The sequence below is a fragment of the Streptomyces macrolidinus genome (assembly GCF_023887685.1).
GTDB classification, from domain to species: domain Bacteria; phylum Actinomycetota; class Actinomycetes; order Streptomycetales; family Streptomycetaceae; genus Streptomyces; species Streptomyces macrolidinus.
This window is the reverse complement of the sequence record NZ_JAMWMR010000002.1, coordinates 96,640-112,731: the sequence shown is the minus strand read 5'-3', so window position 1 is coordinate 112,731 and position 16,092 is coordinate 96,640. Positions and strand designations below refer to the sequence as shown.

Annotated in this window: 19 protein-coding genes; 13 read left to right on the top strand and 6 right to left on the bottom strand. The window is 70.4% G+C overall.

Annotated features, from left to right (window positions below; translation table 11 throughout):
- Positions 1-48 precede the first annotated feature (48 nt).
- The 4 genes from rpsA to NGF19_RS02730 all read left to right on the top strand — a co-directional run bounded on the left by rpsA (position 49) and on the right by NGF19_RS02730 (position 3,924).
- On the top strand, positions 49-1,542 hold the full coding sequence (gene rpsA / locus NGF19_RS02745; RefSeq protein ID WP_252421879.1) for a 30S ribosomal protein S1: 1,494 nt from the start codon (positions 49-51) through the stop codon (positions 1,540-1,542).
- Between the two features lie 250 nt (positions 1,543-1,792).
- Positions 1,793-2,731, top strand: a complete 939-nt coding sequence (locus tag NGF19_RS02740; RefSeq protein WP_252421878.1) for a PAC2 family protein — start codon at positions 1,793-1,795, stop codon at positions 2,729-2,731.
- 63 nt (positions 2,732-2,794) lie between these two features.
- Positions 2,795-3,457 carry a dephospho-CoA kinase gene (coaE, locus tag NGF19_RS02735; RefSeq protein ID WP_252421877.1) on the top strand — a complete coding sequence of 221 codons (663 nt, stop codon included), beginning with the start codon at positions 2,795-2,797 and terminating at the stop codon, positions 3,455-3,457.
- Between the two features lie 86 nt (positions 3,458-3,543).
- Entirely contained in the window at positions 3,544-3,924 is a 381-nt protein-coding gene (locus tag NGF19_RS02730; protein WP_252421876.1) for a tetratricopeptide repeat protein, read from the top strand.
- Between the two features lie 31 nt (positions 3,925-3,955).
- Here the strand turns inward: NGF19_RS02730 and NGF19_RS02725 are convergent, their stop codons facing one another.
- Entirely contained in the window at positions 3,956-4,228 is a 273-nt protein-coding gene (locus NGF19_RS02725) for a DUF6343 family protein (RefSeq protein ID WP_252421875.1), read from the bottom strand.
- A gap of 196 nt (positions 4,229-4,424) precedes the next feature.
- On the opposite strand from NGF19_RS02725, the gene NGF19_RS02720 reads away from it, so the two are divergent.
- The gene (locus NGF19_RS02720) at positions 4,425-5,105 is read left to right on the top strand and encodes a class I SAM-dependent methyltransferase (protein ID WP_252421874.1); all 681 of its coding nucleotides are present in this window, start codon (positions 4,425-4,427) and stop codon (positions 5,103-5,105) included.
- Positions 5,106-5,237: 132 nt separating this feature from the next.
- Positions 5,238-5,693, top strand: a complete 456-nt coding sequence (locus NGF19_RS02715) for a DoxX family protein (protein WP_252421872.1) — start codon at positions 5,238-5,240, stop codon at positions 5,691-5,693.
- A gap of 238 nt (positions 5,694-5,931) precedes the next feature.
- Here the strand turns inward: NGF19_RS02715 and NGF19_RS02710 are convergent, their stop codons facing one another.
- Entirely contained in the window at positions 5,932-6,630 is a 699-nt protein-coding gene (locus tag NGF19_RS02710) for an RNA-binding S4 domain-containing protein (RefSeq protein ID WP_252421871.1), read from the bottom strand.
- Between the two features lie 70 nt (positions 6,631-6,700).
- On the opposite strand from NGF19_RS02710, the gene NGF19_RS02705 reads away from it, so the two are divergent.
- The 4 genes from NGF19_RS02705 (at position 6,701) to NGF19_RS02690 (ending at position 10,254) form a co-directional block, all read left to right on the top strand.
- Positions 6,701-7,405: a uracil-DNA glycosylase gene (locus NGF19_RS02705; protein ID WP_252421870.1), complete on the top strand. Its 705-nt coding sequence runs from the start codon at positions 6,701-6,703 to the stop codon at positions 7,403-7,405.
- A 42-nt stretch (positions 7,406-7,447) separates the two neighbouring features.
- Positions 7,448-8,236: a nucleotidyltransferase domain-containing protein gene (locus NGF19_RS02700; protein WP_252421869.1), complete on the top strand. Its 789-nt coding sequence runs from the start codon at positions 7,448-7,450 to the stop codon at positions 8,234-8,236.
- A 41-nt stretch (positions 8,237-8,277) separates the two neighbouring features.
- Complete coding sequence (locus NGF19_RS02695) at positions 8,278-9,009, top strand: DUF7873 family protein (protein ID WP_252421868.1); 732 nt, start codon at positions 8,278-8,280, stop codon at positions 9,007-9,009.
- A 543-nt stretch (positions 9,010-9,552) separates the two neighbouring features.
- Positions 9,553-10,254 carry a DUF899 domain-containing protein gene (locus NGF19_RS02690; protein ID WP_252421867.1) on the top strand — a complete coding sequence of 234 codons (702 nt, stop codon included), beginning with the start codon at positions 9,553-9,555 and terminating at the stop codon, positions 10,252-10,254.
- Here NGF19_RS02690 and NGF19_RS02685 read toward each other — a convergent pair.
- Together NGF19_RS02685 and NGF19_RS02680 are read right to left on the bottom strand one after the other, a co-directional pair.
- Complete coding sequence (locus NGF19_RS02685; protein WP_252421866.1) at positions 10,244-10,687, bottom strand: hypothetical protein; 444 nt, start codon at positions 10,685-10,687, stop codon at positions 10,244-10,246. The genes NGF19_RS02690 and NGF19_RS02685 overlap by 11 nt on opposite strands.
- 5 nt (positions 10,688-10,692) lie before the next feature.
- Positions 10,693-11,505: an ATP-binding protein gene (locus NGF19_RS02680; protein WP_252421865.1), complete on the bottom strand. Its 813-nt coding sequence runs from the start codon at positions 11,503-11,505 to the stop codon at positions 10,693-10,695.
- A 286-nt stretch (positions 11,506-11,791) separates the two neighbouring features.
- Here NGF19_RS02680 and NGF19_RS02675 point away from each other — a divergent pair, with 286 nt between their 5' ends.
- The 3 genes from NGF19_RS02675 to NGF19_RS02665 all read left to right on the top strand — a co-directional run bounded on the left by NGF19_RS02675 (position 11,792) and on the right by NGF19_RS02665 (position 13,831).
- Entirely contained in the window at positions 11,792-12,652 is an 861-nt protein-coding gene (locus NGF19_RS02675) for a Sco1979 family transcriptional regulator (protein ID WP_252421864.1), read from the top strand.
- Positions 12,653-12,907, top strand: a complete 255-nt coding sequence (locus NGF19_RS02670) for a DUF397 domain-containing protein (RefSeq protein WP_252421863.1) — start codon at positions 12,653-12,655, stop codon at positions 12,905-12,907.
- A 108-nt stretch (positions 12,908-13,015) separates the two neighbouring features.
- Positions 13,016-13,831, top strand: a complete 816-nt coding sequence (locus NGF19_RS02665; protein ID WP_252421861.1) for an SAM-dependent methyltransferase — start codon at positions 13,016-13,018, stop codon at positions 13,829-13,831.
- 106 nt (positions 13,832-13,937) lie between these two features.
- Here NGF19_RS02665 and NGF19_RS02660 read toward each other — a convergent pair whose 3' ends face one another.
- Both NGF19_RS02660 and NGF19_RS02655 read right to left on the bottom strand, forming a co-directional pair.
- Positions 13,938-15,428 carry a glutamate synthase subunit beta gene (locus NGF19_RS02660; RefSeq protein WP_252421860.1) on the bottom strand — a complete coding sequence of 497 codons (1,491 nt, stop codon included), beginning with the start codon at positions 15,426-15,428 and terminating at the stop codon, positions 13,938-13,940.
- Positions 15,429-15,522: 94 nt separating this feature from the next.
- Positions 15,523-16,002, bottom strand: a complete 480-nt coding sequence (locus tag NGF19_RS02655) for an anthrone oxygenase family protein (RefSeq protein WP_252421858.1) — start codon at positions 16,000-16,002, stop codon at positions 15,523-15,525.
- Between the last annotated feature and the right edge of the window lie 90 nt (positions 16,003-16,092).

Genomic DNA, 16,092 nt, shown 5'->3' with positions numbered 1-16,092 from the left:
GTAAGCAGTGCCTACGACTTCAATGTCCGTACCGGAGCCCTTTCCCACATGACGAGCAGCACCGAGACCACCGCCACCACCCCGCAGGTAGCGGTCAACGACATCGGTAACGAGGAAGCCTTCCTCGCCGCGATCGACGAGACGATCAAGTACTTCAACGACGGCGACATCGTCGACGGCGTCATCGTGAAGGTCGACCGGGACGAGGTCCTGCTCGACATCGGTTACAAGACCGAAGGTGTCATCCCGAGCCGCGAGCTCTCGATCAAGCACGACGTCGACCCGAACGAGGTCGTCGCCGTCGGTGACGAGATCGAGGCCCTTGTTCTCCAGAAGGAGGACAAGGAAGGCCGCCTGATCCTCTCGAAGAAGCGCGCCCAGTACGAGCGTGCCTGGGGCACCATCGAGAAGATCAAGGAAGAGGACGGCATCGTCACCGGTACCGTCATCGAGGTCGTCAAGGGTGGTCTCATCCTCGACATCGGCCTCCGTGGCTTCCTGCCGGCCTCCCTCGTCGAGATGCGCCGCGTCCGCGACCTCCAGCCGTACGTCGGCAAGGAGCTCGAGGCGAAGATCATCGAGCTGGACAAGAACCGCAACAACGTGGTCCTGTCCCGCCGTGCCTGGCTGGAGCAGACCCAGTCCGAGGTCCGCCAGACGTTCCTCACGACCCTCCAGAAGGGTCAGGTCCGTTCCGGTGTGGTCTCCTCGATCGTCAACTTCGGTGCCTTCGTGGACCTGGGTGGCGTCGACGGTCTGGTCCACGTCTCCGAGCTGTCCTGGAAGCACATCGACCACCCCTCCGAGGTCGTCGAGGTCGGCCAGGAGGTCACGGTCGAGGTCCTGGACGTCGACATGGACCGCGAGCGCGTCTCCCTGTCGCTGAAGGCGACCCAGGAAGACCCGTGGCAGCAGTTCGCCCGCACCCACCAGATCGGCCAGGTCGTGCCCGGCAAGGTCACGAAGCTGGTTCCGTTCGGTGCGTTCGTCCGCGTGGACGAGGGCATCGAGGGTCTGGTCCACATCTCCGAGCTGGCCGAGCGCCACGTGGAGATCCCGGAGCAGGTCGTCCAGGTCAACGACGAGATCTTCGTCAAGGTCATCGACATCGACCTCGAGCGTCGCCGGATCTCGCTGTCCCTCAAGCAGGCCAACGAGTCCTTCGGTGCCGACCCGATGGCGGTCGAGTTCGACCCGACCCTGTACGGCATGGCCGCGTCCTACGACGACCAGGGCAACTACATCTACCCCGAGGGCTTCGACCCCGAGACCAACGACTGGCTCGAGGGCTACGAGAAGCAGCGCGAGGAGTGGGAGCGCCAGTACGCCGAGGCGCAGTCCCGCTTCGAGCAGCACCAGCAGCAGGTCGTCAAGTCCCGCGAGGCGGACGCCCAGGCTGCCGCCGAGGGTGGCGAGGCTGCCGCTCCGGCCGCGTCCGGCGGCGGTTCGTACTCCTCCGAGGGTGGCGACACCTCCGGTGCGCTGGCCTCGGACGAGGCCCTGGCGGCCCTGCGCGAGAAGCTGGCCGGCGGCCAGAGCTGATCGCTAGCCGCTGAGGCTTGGCTATAGCCGATCGACTGTGGGCCCGTCCCCCTGTGGGGGCGGGCCCACAGTCGTGTTTCCGGCCCCCGGCCCCGCCGGACGGCACGTACGCGAGCACCCGATGGCAGTGCGCGGGCCCCTGACGGCCGGTACGCGGGCACCTGACGGGCCGTGACCGCGCAGCGGCGGACGGGAATGACCAGGCCTTGGCCTCTGTTGTGCAGTACGACACGAGGAGGCGCGGTCTACAGTGCTTGATCCGCAGGGTTTGTACACATGGGAGCCGAAGGGCCTGGCCGCCGTCGACATGGCGCTCGCCCAGGAGTCGGCCGGACTGGTCATGCTCTACCACTTCGACGGGTACATCGACGCGGGCGAGACCGGCGACCAGATCGTCGACCGGCTGCTCGACGCCCTGCCCCACCAGGCCGTGGCGCGTTTCGACCACGACCGGCTCGTCGACTACCGGGCCCGCCGTCCCCTGCTCACCTTCCGGCAGGACCGCTGGACCGGCTACGAGGTGCCCCGTATCGAGGTACGGCTGGTCCAGGACGTCACCGGGGCGCCCTTCCTGCTGCTCTCCGGGCCCGAGCCGGACGTGGAGTGGGAGTGCTTCGCCGCGGCCGTCCGGCAGATCGTGGAGCGCCTCGGGGTCCGGCTGGCGGTGAACTTCCACGGCATCCCCATGGGCGTGCCGCACACCCGGCCCGTGGGCCTCACCCCGCACGGCAACCGCAGCGACCTGGTGCCGGGCCACCGCAGCCCCTTCGAGGAGGCACAGGTCCCCGGCAGCGCCGAGTCCCTGGTCGAGTACCGGCTCATGGAAGCCGGACACGACGTCCTCGGCGTCGCCGCGCACGTCCCGCACTACATCGCACGCTCGCCGTATCCGGACGCCGCGCTGACCGTCCTGGAGGCCATCACGGCCGCGACGGGGCTCGTCCTCCCCGATATCGCCCACTCCCTGCGCACGGACGCGTACCGCACACAGACGGAGATCGACCGGCAGATCCGGGAGGGCGACGAGGAACTCGTCGCGCTCGTGCAGGGTCTCGAGCACCAGTACGACGCCGCCGCGGGCGCGGAGACGCGCGGCAACATGCTCGCCGAGCCTGTCGAGATCCCGTCCGCGGACGAGATCGGCCAGGAGTTCGAGCGCTTCCTGGCGGAACGGGAGCGGGACAGCTGATCCGATAGGCTGCCGAGCCAGGGAGCCCCGCCGCAGCGGGGTTCAGGAGAGGGAGGCGCGGTCATGCTGTCCGTGGGCCTGACCGGCGGGATCGGGGCCGGCAAGAGCGAGGTGTCGCGGCTCCTCGTGGAGTACGGGGCCGTACTGATCGACGCGGACCGCATCGCGCGCGAGGTCGTCGCGCCCGGAACTCCCGGGCTCGCGGCGGTCGTCGAGGCCTTCGGGCCGGACGTCCTCGCGCCGGACGGCAGCCTGGACCGCCCCAAGCTGGGCGCCATCGTCTTCGCCGACCCGGAGAAGCTCGCCGTCCTCAACTCGATCGTGCATCCCCTGGTGGGCGCCCGCTCCCGCGCGCTCGAGACCGCCGCCGCCGAGGACGCCGTGGTCGTCCATGACGTCCCCCTCCTCACCGAGAACGGCCTCGCCCCGCTCTACGACGTCGTGGTCGTCGTCGACGCCGCCCCCGAGACGCAGCTCGACCGCCTCGTCCGCCTGCGTGGCATGACCGAGGAGGACGCACGCGCGCGCATGGCCGCCCAGGCGACGCGCGAGAAGCGCCTGGAGATCGCGGACATCGTCATCGACAACGACGTCCCCCTGGAGCGGCTGCGGCAGCGCGTGAGGGACGTATGGGACGACCTCGCGCGCAGGGCGCGGCGCGCACCGGAACAGCGGTCGGCACCGGAACAGCCGTCGGCACCGGAACAGCCGTCGGCGCAGGAATAGCGGTCGACGCGGGAACAGCGGTCGGCGCAGGAATAGCGGTCGGCGCCGCGGGCGTTGAACCGGGGCAGCAAGGGAAGGACTCCGCTGTGCCCGAGACCAGCGAACCGACCGGACCCACACCCCGGACGCATGTCATCGGCTTCCGCGCCGCGGAGCAGTTGCTCGCCGCACGGGACCCGCGCGGCGCGGTGAAGCTGCTCGACGGGGTCGTAGCCGCGCACCCCGAGAACACGGCCGCGCGGCTGCTGCGTGCCCGCGCCTTCTTCGCCGCGGCGCAACTACGGGCCGCGGAGCTGGAGTTCGGCATCGTGCTGGAACGCGAGCCGGACAACGCGTTCGCGCACTTCGCGCTGGGCCGCACCTACGAACGCCAGGGGCGCCCGGAGCAGGCCACGCGTCACTTCCGGCTGGCGGCGGCGCTGGACCCGAACCCCGAGTACGTGAAGGCGGCGCGCTTCGAGTCGTAGGGGCCGCCTGCCCCGCTATCGGCGGCGGTCGCTAGCGGCGGCGGTCGCTCGGGGGGAGGTACGGCGGGACGTCGCGGCCCGGCTGCCAGTGCGGACCCTGGCGTATGTGCCGCACGATCATGACCATGTCCACGGTGACGACCAGCCACAGGACGCCACACGCGATGGCCCAGCCGGTCTGCCCGATGAGCGCGAACGCGATCGTTCCGAAACTCGCCCAGGCCAGGCCCCACACACTCAGCCAGAAGCGCACCCGCAGGGCACTGCGTGCTGTCGCCGGTTCACTGCCTGTACGCATCATCATCACTGCTCCTCCCTTGCGGGTACCCCCCTGGCACGGGTTCACCAGGTCGGGGCCACCGGATCGGGAGGGTCACCGTGACCGACATCCGTTGTCGGTCGAGCAGGAGTTCCCTCATCGAACGTTTCACTCCATCGAGTGAAGGGTGAGGGGGAACTGGGCGCCGTGGACCGGCCGTTGGACCGGCATGAGACAGAACATGCGAGAGGGATACGAAGGAACGGGCCCCGGCGCGATCACGCCGGACGGCTGCGCGGTCGATCTGTATACGCGGCTGCCGGTCAGGGACGAGCCGGACATCATCGCCGCGGCGGTGCCGCCCGGCGCGCGCATCCTGGAGCTGGGCTGCGGCGTCGGGCGGATGACCCACCCGCTGCTGGACCGCGGCTTCACGGTCACGGCGGTGGACGAGTCGCCGCAGATGCTGGAGCGGGTGCGCGGCACGCGTACGATATGCAGCCCGATCGAGGACCTCGACCTGGGCGAGACCTTCGACGTCGTGATGCTCGCGTCGTTCCTGGTGCACGCGGGAGACATCGAGGTGCGGCGAGGCCTGCTGAGGACGTGTGCACGCCATGTGGCGGACGGCGGCTGTGTGTTGATCCAGCGAGAGGGCGAGGACTACCACACGAACCTGCCGCGCGAGCGAGTCGACCCGAGCGGCTTCACGCTACGGATGGTCTCGGCGCAGCCGGTGGGCGACGGCGTCGACTCGGTGCGCGCGGAGTATGTGTTCCCTGATGTCACATGGACACAGACGTTCCTGTCCCGACCGCTGAGCCGGGAGCAGTTCGAAGAGGCGCTCGGGGAGGCCGGGTTGGAGGTGGACCGGTATCTGACGGAGGACAGGATCTGGGTGCGGGCGGTGCCGATGAAGTAGTCGGCCGAGCGGGGGGACGGGAAGGTGATACGGATGGGAAATCCTGCTGGAGACCGGTGAGTTGAGGGGTGTGGGCGGGTCTACCCCTGCGTCAGTACAACTCCTTGGAACCACTTCTCACAGGAGGACCGCGTGTCCGAGACCACCGCTCCCGTCACCCCTGCCGCCCCCGCTTCCGTGACGGAGAGCCGCGGTCACCGAAGGAGCCGTCGCGCCGAGATCTCTCTGCGCACGGTGCAGATCGCGCTCGCGCTCTTCTTCGCCGTCGCGAGCGCGCTGCCCAAGCTGATCGCGCACCCGTCGGCTGTGGAGTCCTTCGACCGGATGGGCTGGGGGAGCGGAGGGATGTACACCATCGGTCTGCTCGAACTGGCCGGTGCGGTGGGGCTGTTGATCCCCGCGCTGGCGTCGGTCGCGGCGGTGGCGCTGTCCGCGCTGATGGTGGGCGCGTTCATCATGCAGCTCACGGCCTTCGACGGTGAGAACGCGGCGACCCCGCTGATCCTGATGGTCCCGCTGATCCTGATCGCGGCGACCCGCCGGGCCGGGGCGGCGGAGCTGCTACGACTGATACGCCGCCGCGCCTGACTCCGTCCACCAGTCTCCGTCCGCCGGTACGGGCTTCGCGTAGGACTGCCCGGCAGGGCGCCAGGCCGTGGCTGCGGGTCCCGCGCTCAGAGCCCGCCGGTTCGCCCCCGCCGCCGGGCCCGGCACCCGATCCGCGGTCCGCCGGTAGAACTCCGTCAGGGCTGCCCGGCGGGGTGGGTACGGGCCCCGGTAGGGCTGCCTGGCGGGGCGGTCCACGCCGTGGCTGCGGGCTCCGTGCTCAGAGCCCGCCGGTTCCGCCCCGTCCCCGGGACCGACCCCGGTCGCCGGACCGGCCCCGCCCCTCGGGCCTGCCCTCGGTGTCGGAGTCGACGCCCGGGGGTGTGCCCAGGCCGCGTAGGCGTTCCATGTCGCGGCGGTCCCGCTTGGTGGGGCGGCCCGCGCCGCGGTCGCGGATGCCCGCAGGGGCGACGGCCTCGCGGGGCGGCGGGGGCGGACTGTTGTCGATGTAGCACTGCACGGCCACCGGGGCGCCCACCCGCTTGCGGATCAGGCGCTTGACGACCACGATCCGCTCCCGGCCCTCGTGCCGCAGACGTACCTCGTCACCCACGCGCACGGAGTGGGCGGGCTTCACCCGCTCGCCGTTCAGCCGTACATGCCCGCCCCGGCAGGCGGTGGCACCCATCGAGCGGGTCTTCACGAGCCGCACGGACCAGATCCAACTGTCGATGCGCACGCTCTCGCCGCTCGACGGCCCCGCCGCCTCGGCGGCTGCCACCGCGGCGGCGGTCCGGGGGTCGGCCGCCGCCGGGTCGCCGGAGCCCTGCGACGCGCCCTGCGGTGCGGCCTCACGGACCGCGCCGTCCCCGTCCGTACCGGAGCCCCGCCCGTCCGTCTCACGGTCCCGGGACGCCGTGGTCGTACGGGCCTGCTCGGACCCGTCCGCCCTGTCGTCGTGCGCACCTTCGAAAGCCATGGTCCGACCTTAGCTCTCGGCGCCAGGCCGATCCGACGGGTTTTGCCGCCGCCCGGCCTACCGTGGAGGCATGGACAGCAGCCTCTCCGCGCTCGACGAGCGGATCACGGGATGCCGCGCCTGCCCGCGCCTGGTCGCGTGGCGCGAGGAGGTGGCCCGTACCAAGCGCCCCGCGTTCGCCGACTGGACGTACTGGGGGCGGCCGGTCCCGGGCTTCGGACCGCCCGATGCCCGGCTGCTCGTCATCGGTCTCGCGCCCGCGGCCCACGGCGGCAACCGGACCGGGCGGATGTTCACCGGAGACCGCTCCGGGGACGTGCTGTACGCGGCACTGCACGCCGTGGGCCTCGCGTCACAGCCGACCTCGGTGTCCGCCGACGACGGTCTGGAGCTGTACGGCGTGCGCGTGACCGCGCCCGTGCACTGCGCTCCGCCCGCCAATAAGCCGACGCCCGAGGAGCGGGACACCTGCCGACCGTGGCTCGTACAGGAGTTGCGGCTGCTGCGGCCGTCGCTCAGGTGCGTGGTCGCGCTCGGCGGCTTCGGCTGGCAGGCCGCGCTGACCGCGCTGGACGAGGCGGGCTGGTCGATCCCCCGGCCGCGCCCCGCGTTCGGCCACGGTGCCCGGGTCGCGCTGGAGGGCCTGGACCTCTTCGGCTGCTTCCACGTCAGCCAGCGCAACACCTTCACCGGGCGACTCACCTCGGAGATGCTGCGGGAGGTCCTGCGCACGGCGGCCGTCACCGCGGGGCTGCCCGTCACTGAGCTACAGTGAGCCTTCGTAACTGCGCGGAGGAGAAGGGGAGATGGGCGGGCGATGAGTACGGACGACGAGGCGTTCCTGGAGGGTGTCACGGACCGGCTTGCCGCTCTTCCCGGGGTGTGCGCCGTCGCTCTCGGCGGCTCCCGGGCGCAGGGCACGCACGGCCCGGACAGCGACTGGGATCTGGCCGTCTACTACCGGGGCCCGGAGTTCGACCCCGCCGACCTGCGGGCCGTCGGCTGGCCCGGCGAGGTCTCGGAGATCGGCGGCTGGGGCGGCGGAGTCTTCAACGGCGGCGCGTGGCTGACCATCGAGGGCCGCCGCGTCGACGTCCACTACCGCGATCTCGACGTCGTGGAACACCAGGTGGCGGAGGCGGCGGAAGGCCGCTTCCAGGTGGAGCCGCTGCTCTTCCACCTCGCCGGTATCCCCACGTACCTGCTGGTGGCCGAACTCGCCGTCAACCGTGTCCTGCGGGGCACGCTCCCGCGCCCGCGGACGTACCCGGAGAAGCTGCGCGCCTCCGCCCCCGAACGCTGGTACGGCACGGCCCGCGCCACCCTCGCGTACGCGAAGGCCAACCATGCCCCGCAGGGCCGCCTGACCGAGGTCGCCGGAGCCCTTGCCACGGCCGCCACGCACGCGGGCCACGCCGTGCTCGCGGCGCGCGGGGAATGGGTGACCAACGAGAAGCGGCTGCTGGAGCGGGCGGGGCTGCGGCGCGTCGACGGGATCGTGTCGGGGCTGACGAGCCGCCCCGAGACGCTCGTGCAGGCGCTCGCGTCGGCGGAGGACCTCTTCGAGGAAGCCCTCTCCGCCACGCGCGCGACCGCGGACCGATAATCGTTCGAAACCTCGGCCTTCGTGTTGCTACGGTCTGTGACGTGGCGAAACTCAATCAGATCATCGCAGTCGAGAAGGGCATCAAGTCCAGGAGCCATCAGGACCTGACGGCCGCCCACCACGGCTTGCAGAAGCCCGCGTTGCTCGCCGGGATCTCGCGGACGTACCAGCCGAAGGACGAGGAGGGCGAGCAACTGCCGTCCGAATCCACGCGGGTTCAGGTACAGGCCGAGGACGTACTGCGGCAGACCGCGGCGACGCTCACGCGGCTGTTCGACGTGACCGCCACGAAGGACTGGGCCAACTGCACGGCGAAGGCGGATGTGAAGGTGGACGGGCGCGTGCTCGTCGCCGATGCCCCCGTGGCGTATCTGCTCTTCCTGGAGAAGCAGCTCGTCGACCTCAACACCTTCGTCCGCAAGCTGCCGATCCTCGACGCCTCCGAGTCCTGGACGCAGGACCCGTCCACCGACGCGTGGAAGACCGAGCCGGTGCGGACGCTGCGTACGAAGAAGGTGCCCCGCAACCACGTGAAGGCGGAGGCCACCGAGAAGCACCCGGCTCAGGTCGAGGTGTACTACGAGGACGTGCCCGTCGGGTACTGGACCACGGTGAAGTTCTCCGGTGCCCTGCCCGCGCGGCGTGTGAACGAACTGCTCGACCGGGTCGAGAAGCTCCAGCAGGCCGTCAAGTTCGCCCGTGAGGAGGCGAACGGCGTGGACGTCGTCGACCAGCGGGTCGGGGACGCCGTGTTCGGCTACCTGTTCGGGTAGCCTCAAGAACTCCCCGGCCGCCACAAGGCCGGCCGGGGTGCGCGAGGAGCGCAAGCTGAAGCTGAAGCTTGTCGTGACGGCGCGGTTCCAGTGGAGGTTCGACCCCTCCCCGCGGCACATCTTCCGGCCGCGGTAGCCCAATGGCAGAGGCAGACCGCGATCAATCTCAGACTATTGCTCCAGACTCAGTATTCGCCGCCGAGCGCCGGATCGACCGGGCCCAGGCCCCAGTACGCCGAGATGCTGGTTCAAGTCCAGCCCGCGCAGCTCGATGTGCGGTGGTCCAAAGGCAGGACGCGGCGGCATAACGACTGACCTGGGTTCTCGAACGTGCCGGCGTGCCACATGGCGGCATCGACAGGGTCCGGGGGCCGGCTACCGCCCTCGGGCCCGCTCCCGTTCCGAGGAACTTCCGCCCGGACCCGAGCCGGGACACCCACGCAGGGGCCCATGACATCGCGCCGTGTGAAATCCCGCGCGCGAGCGATGAGTTCCGCTTCCCAAGGCAGTCCACCCTTGAGAACGGACTTCCATGGAGGGGTGATGACGCTTCCGGAGATCGTCTCGCGCGAGGAGTGGCGGGCCGAGCGCGAGGCACTGCTCGCCAAGGAGAAGGCGGCCACGCGCGCGCGTGACGCGATCAACGCCGAGCGGCGGCGGCTGCCGATGGTCGAGGTCGACACGGAGTACGTGTTCGAAGGCGGCGACGGCAAGGCCACTCTCCTCGAAGCCTTCGAGGGGCGGCACCAACTCGTGGTGTACCACTACATGTTCGCGCCCGAGTGGGACGAGGGCTGCCGCAGGTGCGCGGCGTTCCTCGACCAGATCGGGCACCTCGCGCATCTGCACGCGCGCGGGACGTCGTTCGCCGTCGTGTCACGAGCCCCGTACACCCGAATCCTGCCCTTCAAGGCACGCCTGGGCTGGACCATGCCCTGGTACTCGTCCTACGGCACACTCTTCAACCACGACTTCCAGGTGACCGTGGACCGCGCGGGCGAGTCGGTCGAGCGGCCCGGGGTGAGCTGCTTCCTACGGGACCACGACCGGGTCTTCCACACCTACTCGACGTACGAGCGCGGCCTCGACGGACTCGGCTCCACCACCAGCCTGCTCGACCTCACGGCCCTGGGGCGGCAGGAGGAGTGGGAGCAGCCCCGGGGACGGGCATCGGCCCTGGGCGCACCCGCGGGCAGCGCGTCGATCCGCTTCCACGACGAGTACCAGTACGAGGTCAGGCGCTGATCGGGCGTGACCACGTCGGCGGCGTACCCGTGATCCGGCACAGGGTGAGATAGAGCGGGATCGGCGGGGTGTACGGCATGGTGTCGTGCGGCCGGTGGATGAGCCCGGGAAGGATCGGCGTGTCCGGGACGAGCGCGCCGGGGGCGTACCGCGCGGGCTCGGGCCAGTCGAGGGCCATGTCCGAGTCGGACGGCACGATCCACCACCACTCGGCCCGGTCGGCGAACACACACCCGACCCGTGGCAGCCGGGGCAGCAGCAGCGGTCCGTAGTCCGCGGGCACGGCGACCGCGTCGCAGCCGAGCGGCACCGCCATGTCCTCGGGCAGGGGGAGCCGCCGGGCCGGTCCGGACGCCCGGCGGGTCCGGCCGAGACGGACCAGTGAGTTCAGCGTCACGGCCGTGGTGCCGGGGACTCCTGTGGCCGACCGCATGTCCCTCACACCCATTCGGTTCCGGTCCAGGACGCGTCGGTCCGGGATCCCTGGCCGTCCGCCGGGGGCTTCTTCGCGCTCCAGCCGAGGTCGTAGCGTGCCGGGGCGGCCTCGATCGCCCGGGACCTGTCGCCGGAACACGACAGGTCCCGGGACGGCTGCGCCGGGATGGAACACTCGCCGGTCGCCCGCTGATCGATGGTCCGTCGGTCGGTCGCCCGCTGGTCAGTATTCGGTTGACCGGTTGTCCGTCGGTCGGTCGCCCGCTGGTCAGTATTCGGTTGACCGGTCGCCCGCTGGTCAGTAGTCCGTTGACCCGTCGTCCGCTGGTCAGCCGTCCGTTGATCGGTCGCCCGCGCGAGTTCCGCCCAGACCAGCAGTCCGGCCCCCGCCTTCTGAGTTCCCCAGGCCAGGGACAGGGCCTCGACGAGAAGCAGTCCTCGGCCGTGCTCCTCCGCGCATCGCTGCGGTACGGGGTGCGGCTCATCCGGAGCGCATCCCTCGTCACGTACGGCTATGCGCACCATGCCGCCCTCGTCCTGCAGCTCGCAGACGACGGAGGCTCCGGCGGTGTGCACGATCGCGTTGGTGACCAGTTCGGACACGATCAGGGTCGCCGTGTCGCACGCGTCCTCGCCAACCGACCACCCGGTCAGCCGGGCACGCGTCAGTTGCCGGGCCCGTGCGACGGACTGCGGGTGGGCGGCCAGCTCGAAGCGGAATCGACGCAGTGCGACGCCAGGGCGCAGCCCTGTGGCGCCGGCCGGGTCGAACCGGTCTGCGGCGGCATCTGTTCCTAACGGCGCGGACGGAATCACGCTTGCCACTATCGCCCCGGCGTGGACACTTGGCAAGAGTCACTCTGAAAATTGCAGAGTGCAGTGTGACTTCGAGAATCGTCGTGGCACACTGCTCGCAACAGCACGCCGAGCGGCGCCAGTTGGGATCTGAGGTACGGACTTCGCGTCCGGGGCCCCGTCGAGGGCCCGCCGGTCGAAATCGAACGCGGGCGCGGAACGGTGCGAAAAGGGTTCGAACGGCGCCGTCTTGGCTGCCGGGGCGCCGGAGGTTGGTCAGGCAACGGAGGAAGGGAGGAGGCGCGAGATGAGTGAGCCGCGGTCGGCGCCGACGGTCGGCCAGGTCGTTCTCGGACGGCGCCTGCTGGACCTGCGCGAACGTGCCGGACTCAAGCGCGAGGAGGCCGCGCGCGTCCTGCGGGTCGCCCCCGCCACGGTCCGCCGTATGGAGATGGCCGAGGTCGCCCTCAAGATCCCCTACCTTCAGTTGCTGCTGAAGTCGTACGGGGTGGGCGAGGAGGAGGCGGAGGCCTTCGTCCAGCTTGCCGAGGACGCCAACAAGCCGGGCTGGTGGCAGCGGTTCCACGACATCCTGCCGGGCTGGTTCTCGATGTACGTCAGCCTGGAGGGCGCCGCCACGCTCATCCGCCAGTACGAGCCCCACTTCGTGCCCGGCATCATGCAGACCGACGCCTACGCCCGGGGTGTCCTGACGTCGGGTGCCATCGGGCAGACCAGGCCCGAGGACATAGAGCGGCATGTGGCGCTGCGCATGCAGCGCCAGGAGTTGCTCACGCGTGCGGACGCGCCCCGTATCTGGGCCGTGATGGACGAGACCGTGCTGCGCCGCCCCGTTGTCGGCCCAGAGGTCATGCGCGCCCAGGTCGAACGGCTGCTGGAAGTCACCGAACTGCCCCATGTGACGCTCCAGGTACTCGAGTTCTCCTCGGGTCCGCATCCGGGCACCTACGGACCCTTCGTCCTGTTTCGATTTGCCATGTCAGAACTGCCGGACATGGTCTACAGCGAGTACCTGACCGGTGCCGTCTATCTGGACGCGCGCGCCGAGGTGGCGACCCACCTCGAGGTCATGGACCGCATGGCGGCCCAGGCCGCTACGGCACAACGCACGAAGGAGATCCTGGAGGATCTCCGCAAGGAGCTGTAAATGGATCGCATCACGTCGCGCAAACGCGTCTACAACGGCATGCCCGCCCGTGAACTGGGCAGCGAGGGCTGGCACAAGCCGTGGAGCGGGGGCAACGGCGGCAACTGCCTGGAGGCGATGAAGCTCGCCGACGGGCGGATCGCCGTCCGCCAGTCCACCGACCCGGACGGGCCCGCGCTGATCTACACCTCCGACGAGATGACCGCGTTCATCCAGGGGGCCAAGGCAGGGGAGGCCGACTTCCTGCTCTCGTAACTCCCTTGCTGCTGAGCGATCTTGTTATCCGCACCATCACCTTGGCATTGACTTGATCATCGACTTCCTCGACTTCCTCGACTCTCCCAGAGGATTACGGAGTTCCCTATGACCGGGCAGGGTTCCGACCGGAACGCAGTCGTCATCGACACGAGTACGCCGCACCCCGCACGGATGTATGACTGGTACCTCGGCGGGAAGGACAACTACCCCGTCGACGAGGAGATGGGCCGGCAGATGCTCACCCTCGACCCGAGGGTGCCGGTGATGGCGCGGGTCAACCGCGCGTTCATGCACCGGGCCACGCGCTGGCTGGCCCAGAACGGAGTGCGGCAGTTCCTCGACATCGGCACGGGCATCCCGACCGAGCCGAACCTTCATCAGATCGCCCAGGAGGTCGCACCCGACGCGCGCGTCGTCTACTGCGACAACGACCCGATCGTGCTGGCTCATGCGGAGGCCCTGCTGCGCGGTACCCCCGAGGGCGCGACCGAGTATCTGCAGGCCGATGTGCGCGACCCGGCCGCCGTGGTCGAGGGGGCCAAGCGGGTCCTGGACTTCGATCGGCCCGTGGCGCTCTCCCTCGTCGCGCTGCTGCACTTCGTCTCCGACGAGGAGGGCGCGCACGAACTGGTCGACCGGCTGCTGGCCGAACTGCCCTCCGGCAGCTATCTGGTGATGACCCACGCCACAGCCGACTTCACACCGGAGGTGTCCGCGGCGGCGACCGAGAAGCTCAGGGCGGCGGGGATCACGCTGGCGCTGCGCTCCCGCGACGAGTTCGCCCGCTTCTTCCACGGACTCGACCTCGTCGCACCCGGCGTCGAGGTGGTCCACCGATGGCACCCGGAGCTGGGCGAACCGGTTCCCGGCCAGGACGACGGAGTCATTCCCGGCTACGGGGCGGTGGCCCGCACGCCGTAGTTCCGGGACAGCGAAAGCCCGGATGCCTGTAGGGACGTGGGGACGGGTCCCGTACAGCCGCGTGATTGGTCCCGCACGACCGCGTGACGGGTCCCGTACGACCGCGCTACACCCCCATCGGCCGGTCGTACGGCCCGATCGGCGCCGGCAGGTGCGAGACCCCGCCCATCAGCCGTCGGTCCACCGCCGCGGCCACGGCCCGCCCCTCCGCGATCGCCCAGACGATCAGCGACTGCCCGCGCGCGGCGTCCCCGGCGGCGTACACGCCGGGGACGTTCGTCGCGAAGTCCTCGTCGCGCGCGATCGTTCCGCGCGGGTCGAGCGCGAGCCCGAGCTGGTCGATGAGACCGTCCGCGCGGTCCGGCCCGGAGAAGCCGAGCGCGAGCAGTACGAGGTCGGCGGGAAGCGTCCGCCCGGAGCCCGGCAGCGGCCGGCGCCGCTCGTCCACCTCGACCAGGTGCAGCTCCCGCACATGCCCGTCCGCGTCCCCCGTGAAGCGGAGCGTGGACGCCGCGAAGAGCCTGGCATCCGCGTCCGCCGCGGGCGCCGTCCGCAGATCACGCGCCTCCTCGTGCGCGGCGGAGAGCCGGTAGACCTTCGGATACGTCGGCCAGGGCTCGCCGACCTCGTCCCGTTCCGCCTCCGGCTGCGGATAGATGTCGAGCTGGGTCACGGACGCGGCGCCCTCGCGCACCGCGGTGCCCAGACAGTCCGCGCCGGTGTCCCCGCCGCCCACGATCACGACATGCTTGCCGGCCGCCGACAGCGGCGAGACCTCCAGGTCCCCCTCGCACACCCGGTCGGCCAGCGGCAGATACTCCATCGCCTGCTGGATACCGGCCAACTCCCGCCCCGGCACGTCCAGTTCACGCCAGGCGGTGGCGCCCGTCGCGATCACCACGGCGTCGTAGCGAGCCCGCAGCTCCTCGGCTCCTATGTCCCTCCCGATGGTCGTCGACGTACGGAACTTCGTCCCCTCGGCGCGCATCTGCCGCAGCCGCCGGTCGAGATGCCGCTTCTCCATCTTGAACGCCGGTATCCCGTAGCGCAGGAGCCCTCCGACGCGGTCCGCGCGCTCGTACACCGCCACCGTGTGCCCGGCGCGTGTGAGCTGCTGGGCCGCCGCGAGCCCGGCCGGTCCCGATCCGACGACGGCGACGGTCCGCCCCGACAGCCGCTCCGGTGCACACGGCGGCGCGAACCCCTCCTCCCAGGCCCGGTCCGCGATCGCCACCTCGACGTTCTTGATGGTGACCGCGGGCTGGTCGATGGCCAGTACACACCCCGCCTCGCACGGCGCGGGGCACAACCGCCCCGTGAACTCCGGGAAGTTGTTCGTGGCGTGCAGCCGCTCGCTCGCCGCCCGCCAGTCCTCACGCGAGACCAGGCCGTTCCACTCGGGGATCAGGTTCCCGAGCGGGCAGGCCGCGTGGCAGAAGGGAACCCCGCAGTCCATGCACCGGTTCGCCTGACGGCTGATGATCGGCAGCAGCGCACCGGGGACGTACACCTCGTCCCAGTCGTGCACCCGTTCCTCGACGGGGCGGCGGGGCCATTCCTCACGGGGTGTGGTCAGGAAACCCTTGGGATCGGCCATGGCCTTCCCCTTGCGTACGCGTAGGGGTCTCTTCGTGCCACGATACGACTCGTGCCGTCATACGACGCGACCGCGACCGTGACCGTGACCCGGCTCAGGTGAGGGCGAGGACGTAGGACAGCGTCGCACCCGCCGACGCGACCATGCGGACGTGGTTCCAGACCGTCCACTCGCGCAGGTACGTGCGCCAGTAGGCGTTCGCCTCCTCGGAACCGGGCTCCAGCTTCAGCAGCGCGGCGTTGCGGGGCACGTTCGCCGTGACGGTGACCCCGAAGGCGCCTATCAGATACAGGCCGCTTCCCACGAGCAGTTCGACCGTGGCGCCCTCGGGCCACACCACGAACGTCACCACCGCGAGCACGGCGCACAGCACCGCCGACCCCACGAACACGATCATGAACGCCGGTCTCGGCGCCGCTCGGTTGATCGCGTTCATCGCCGCGACCGCCTTGGTCGGCGGCAGCGAACCGAGCCCCCTCATCACGAACGTCGAGAACGCGCAGAACACCCCCGCCATCAGCCCCGTCCCGAGTGCCCCCAGCACGGTCAGCGTGAAGTACGGCCCTTCGATCATGTGAACCCCCGTTTCGATCCTTCGACCCTTGAGATCCTTCCGGTCTCAGCGCGCGATCACCAGCGAAGCCGCGTACGAGGCCGATATCCA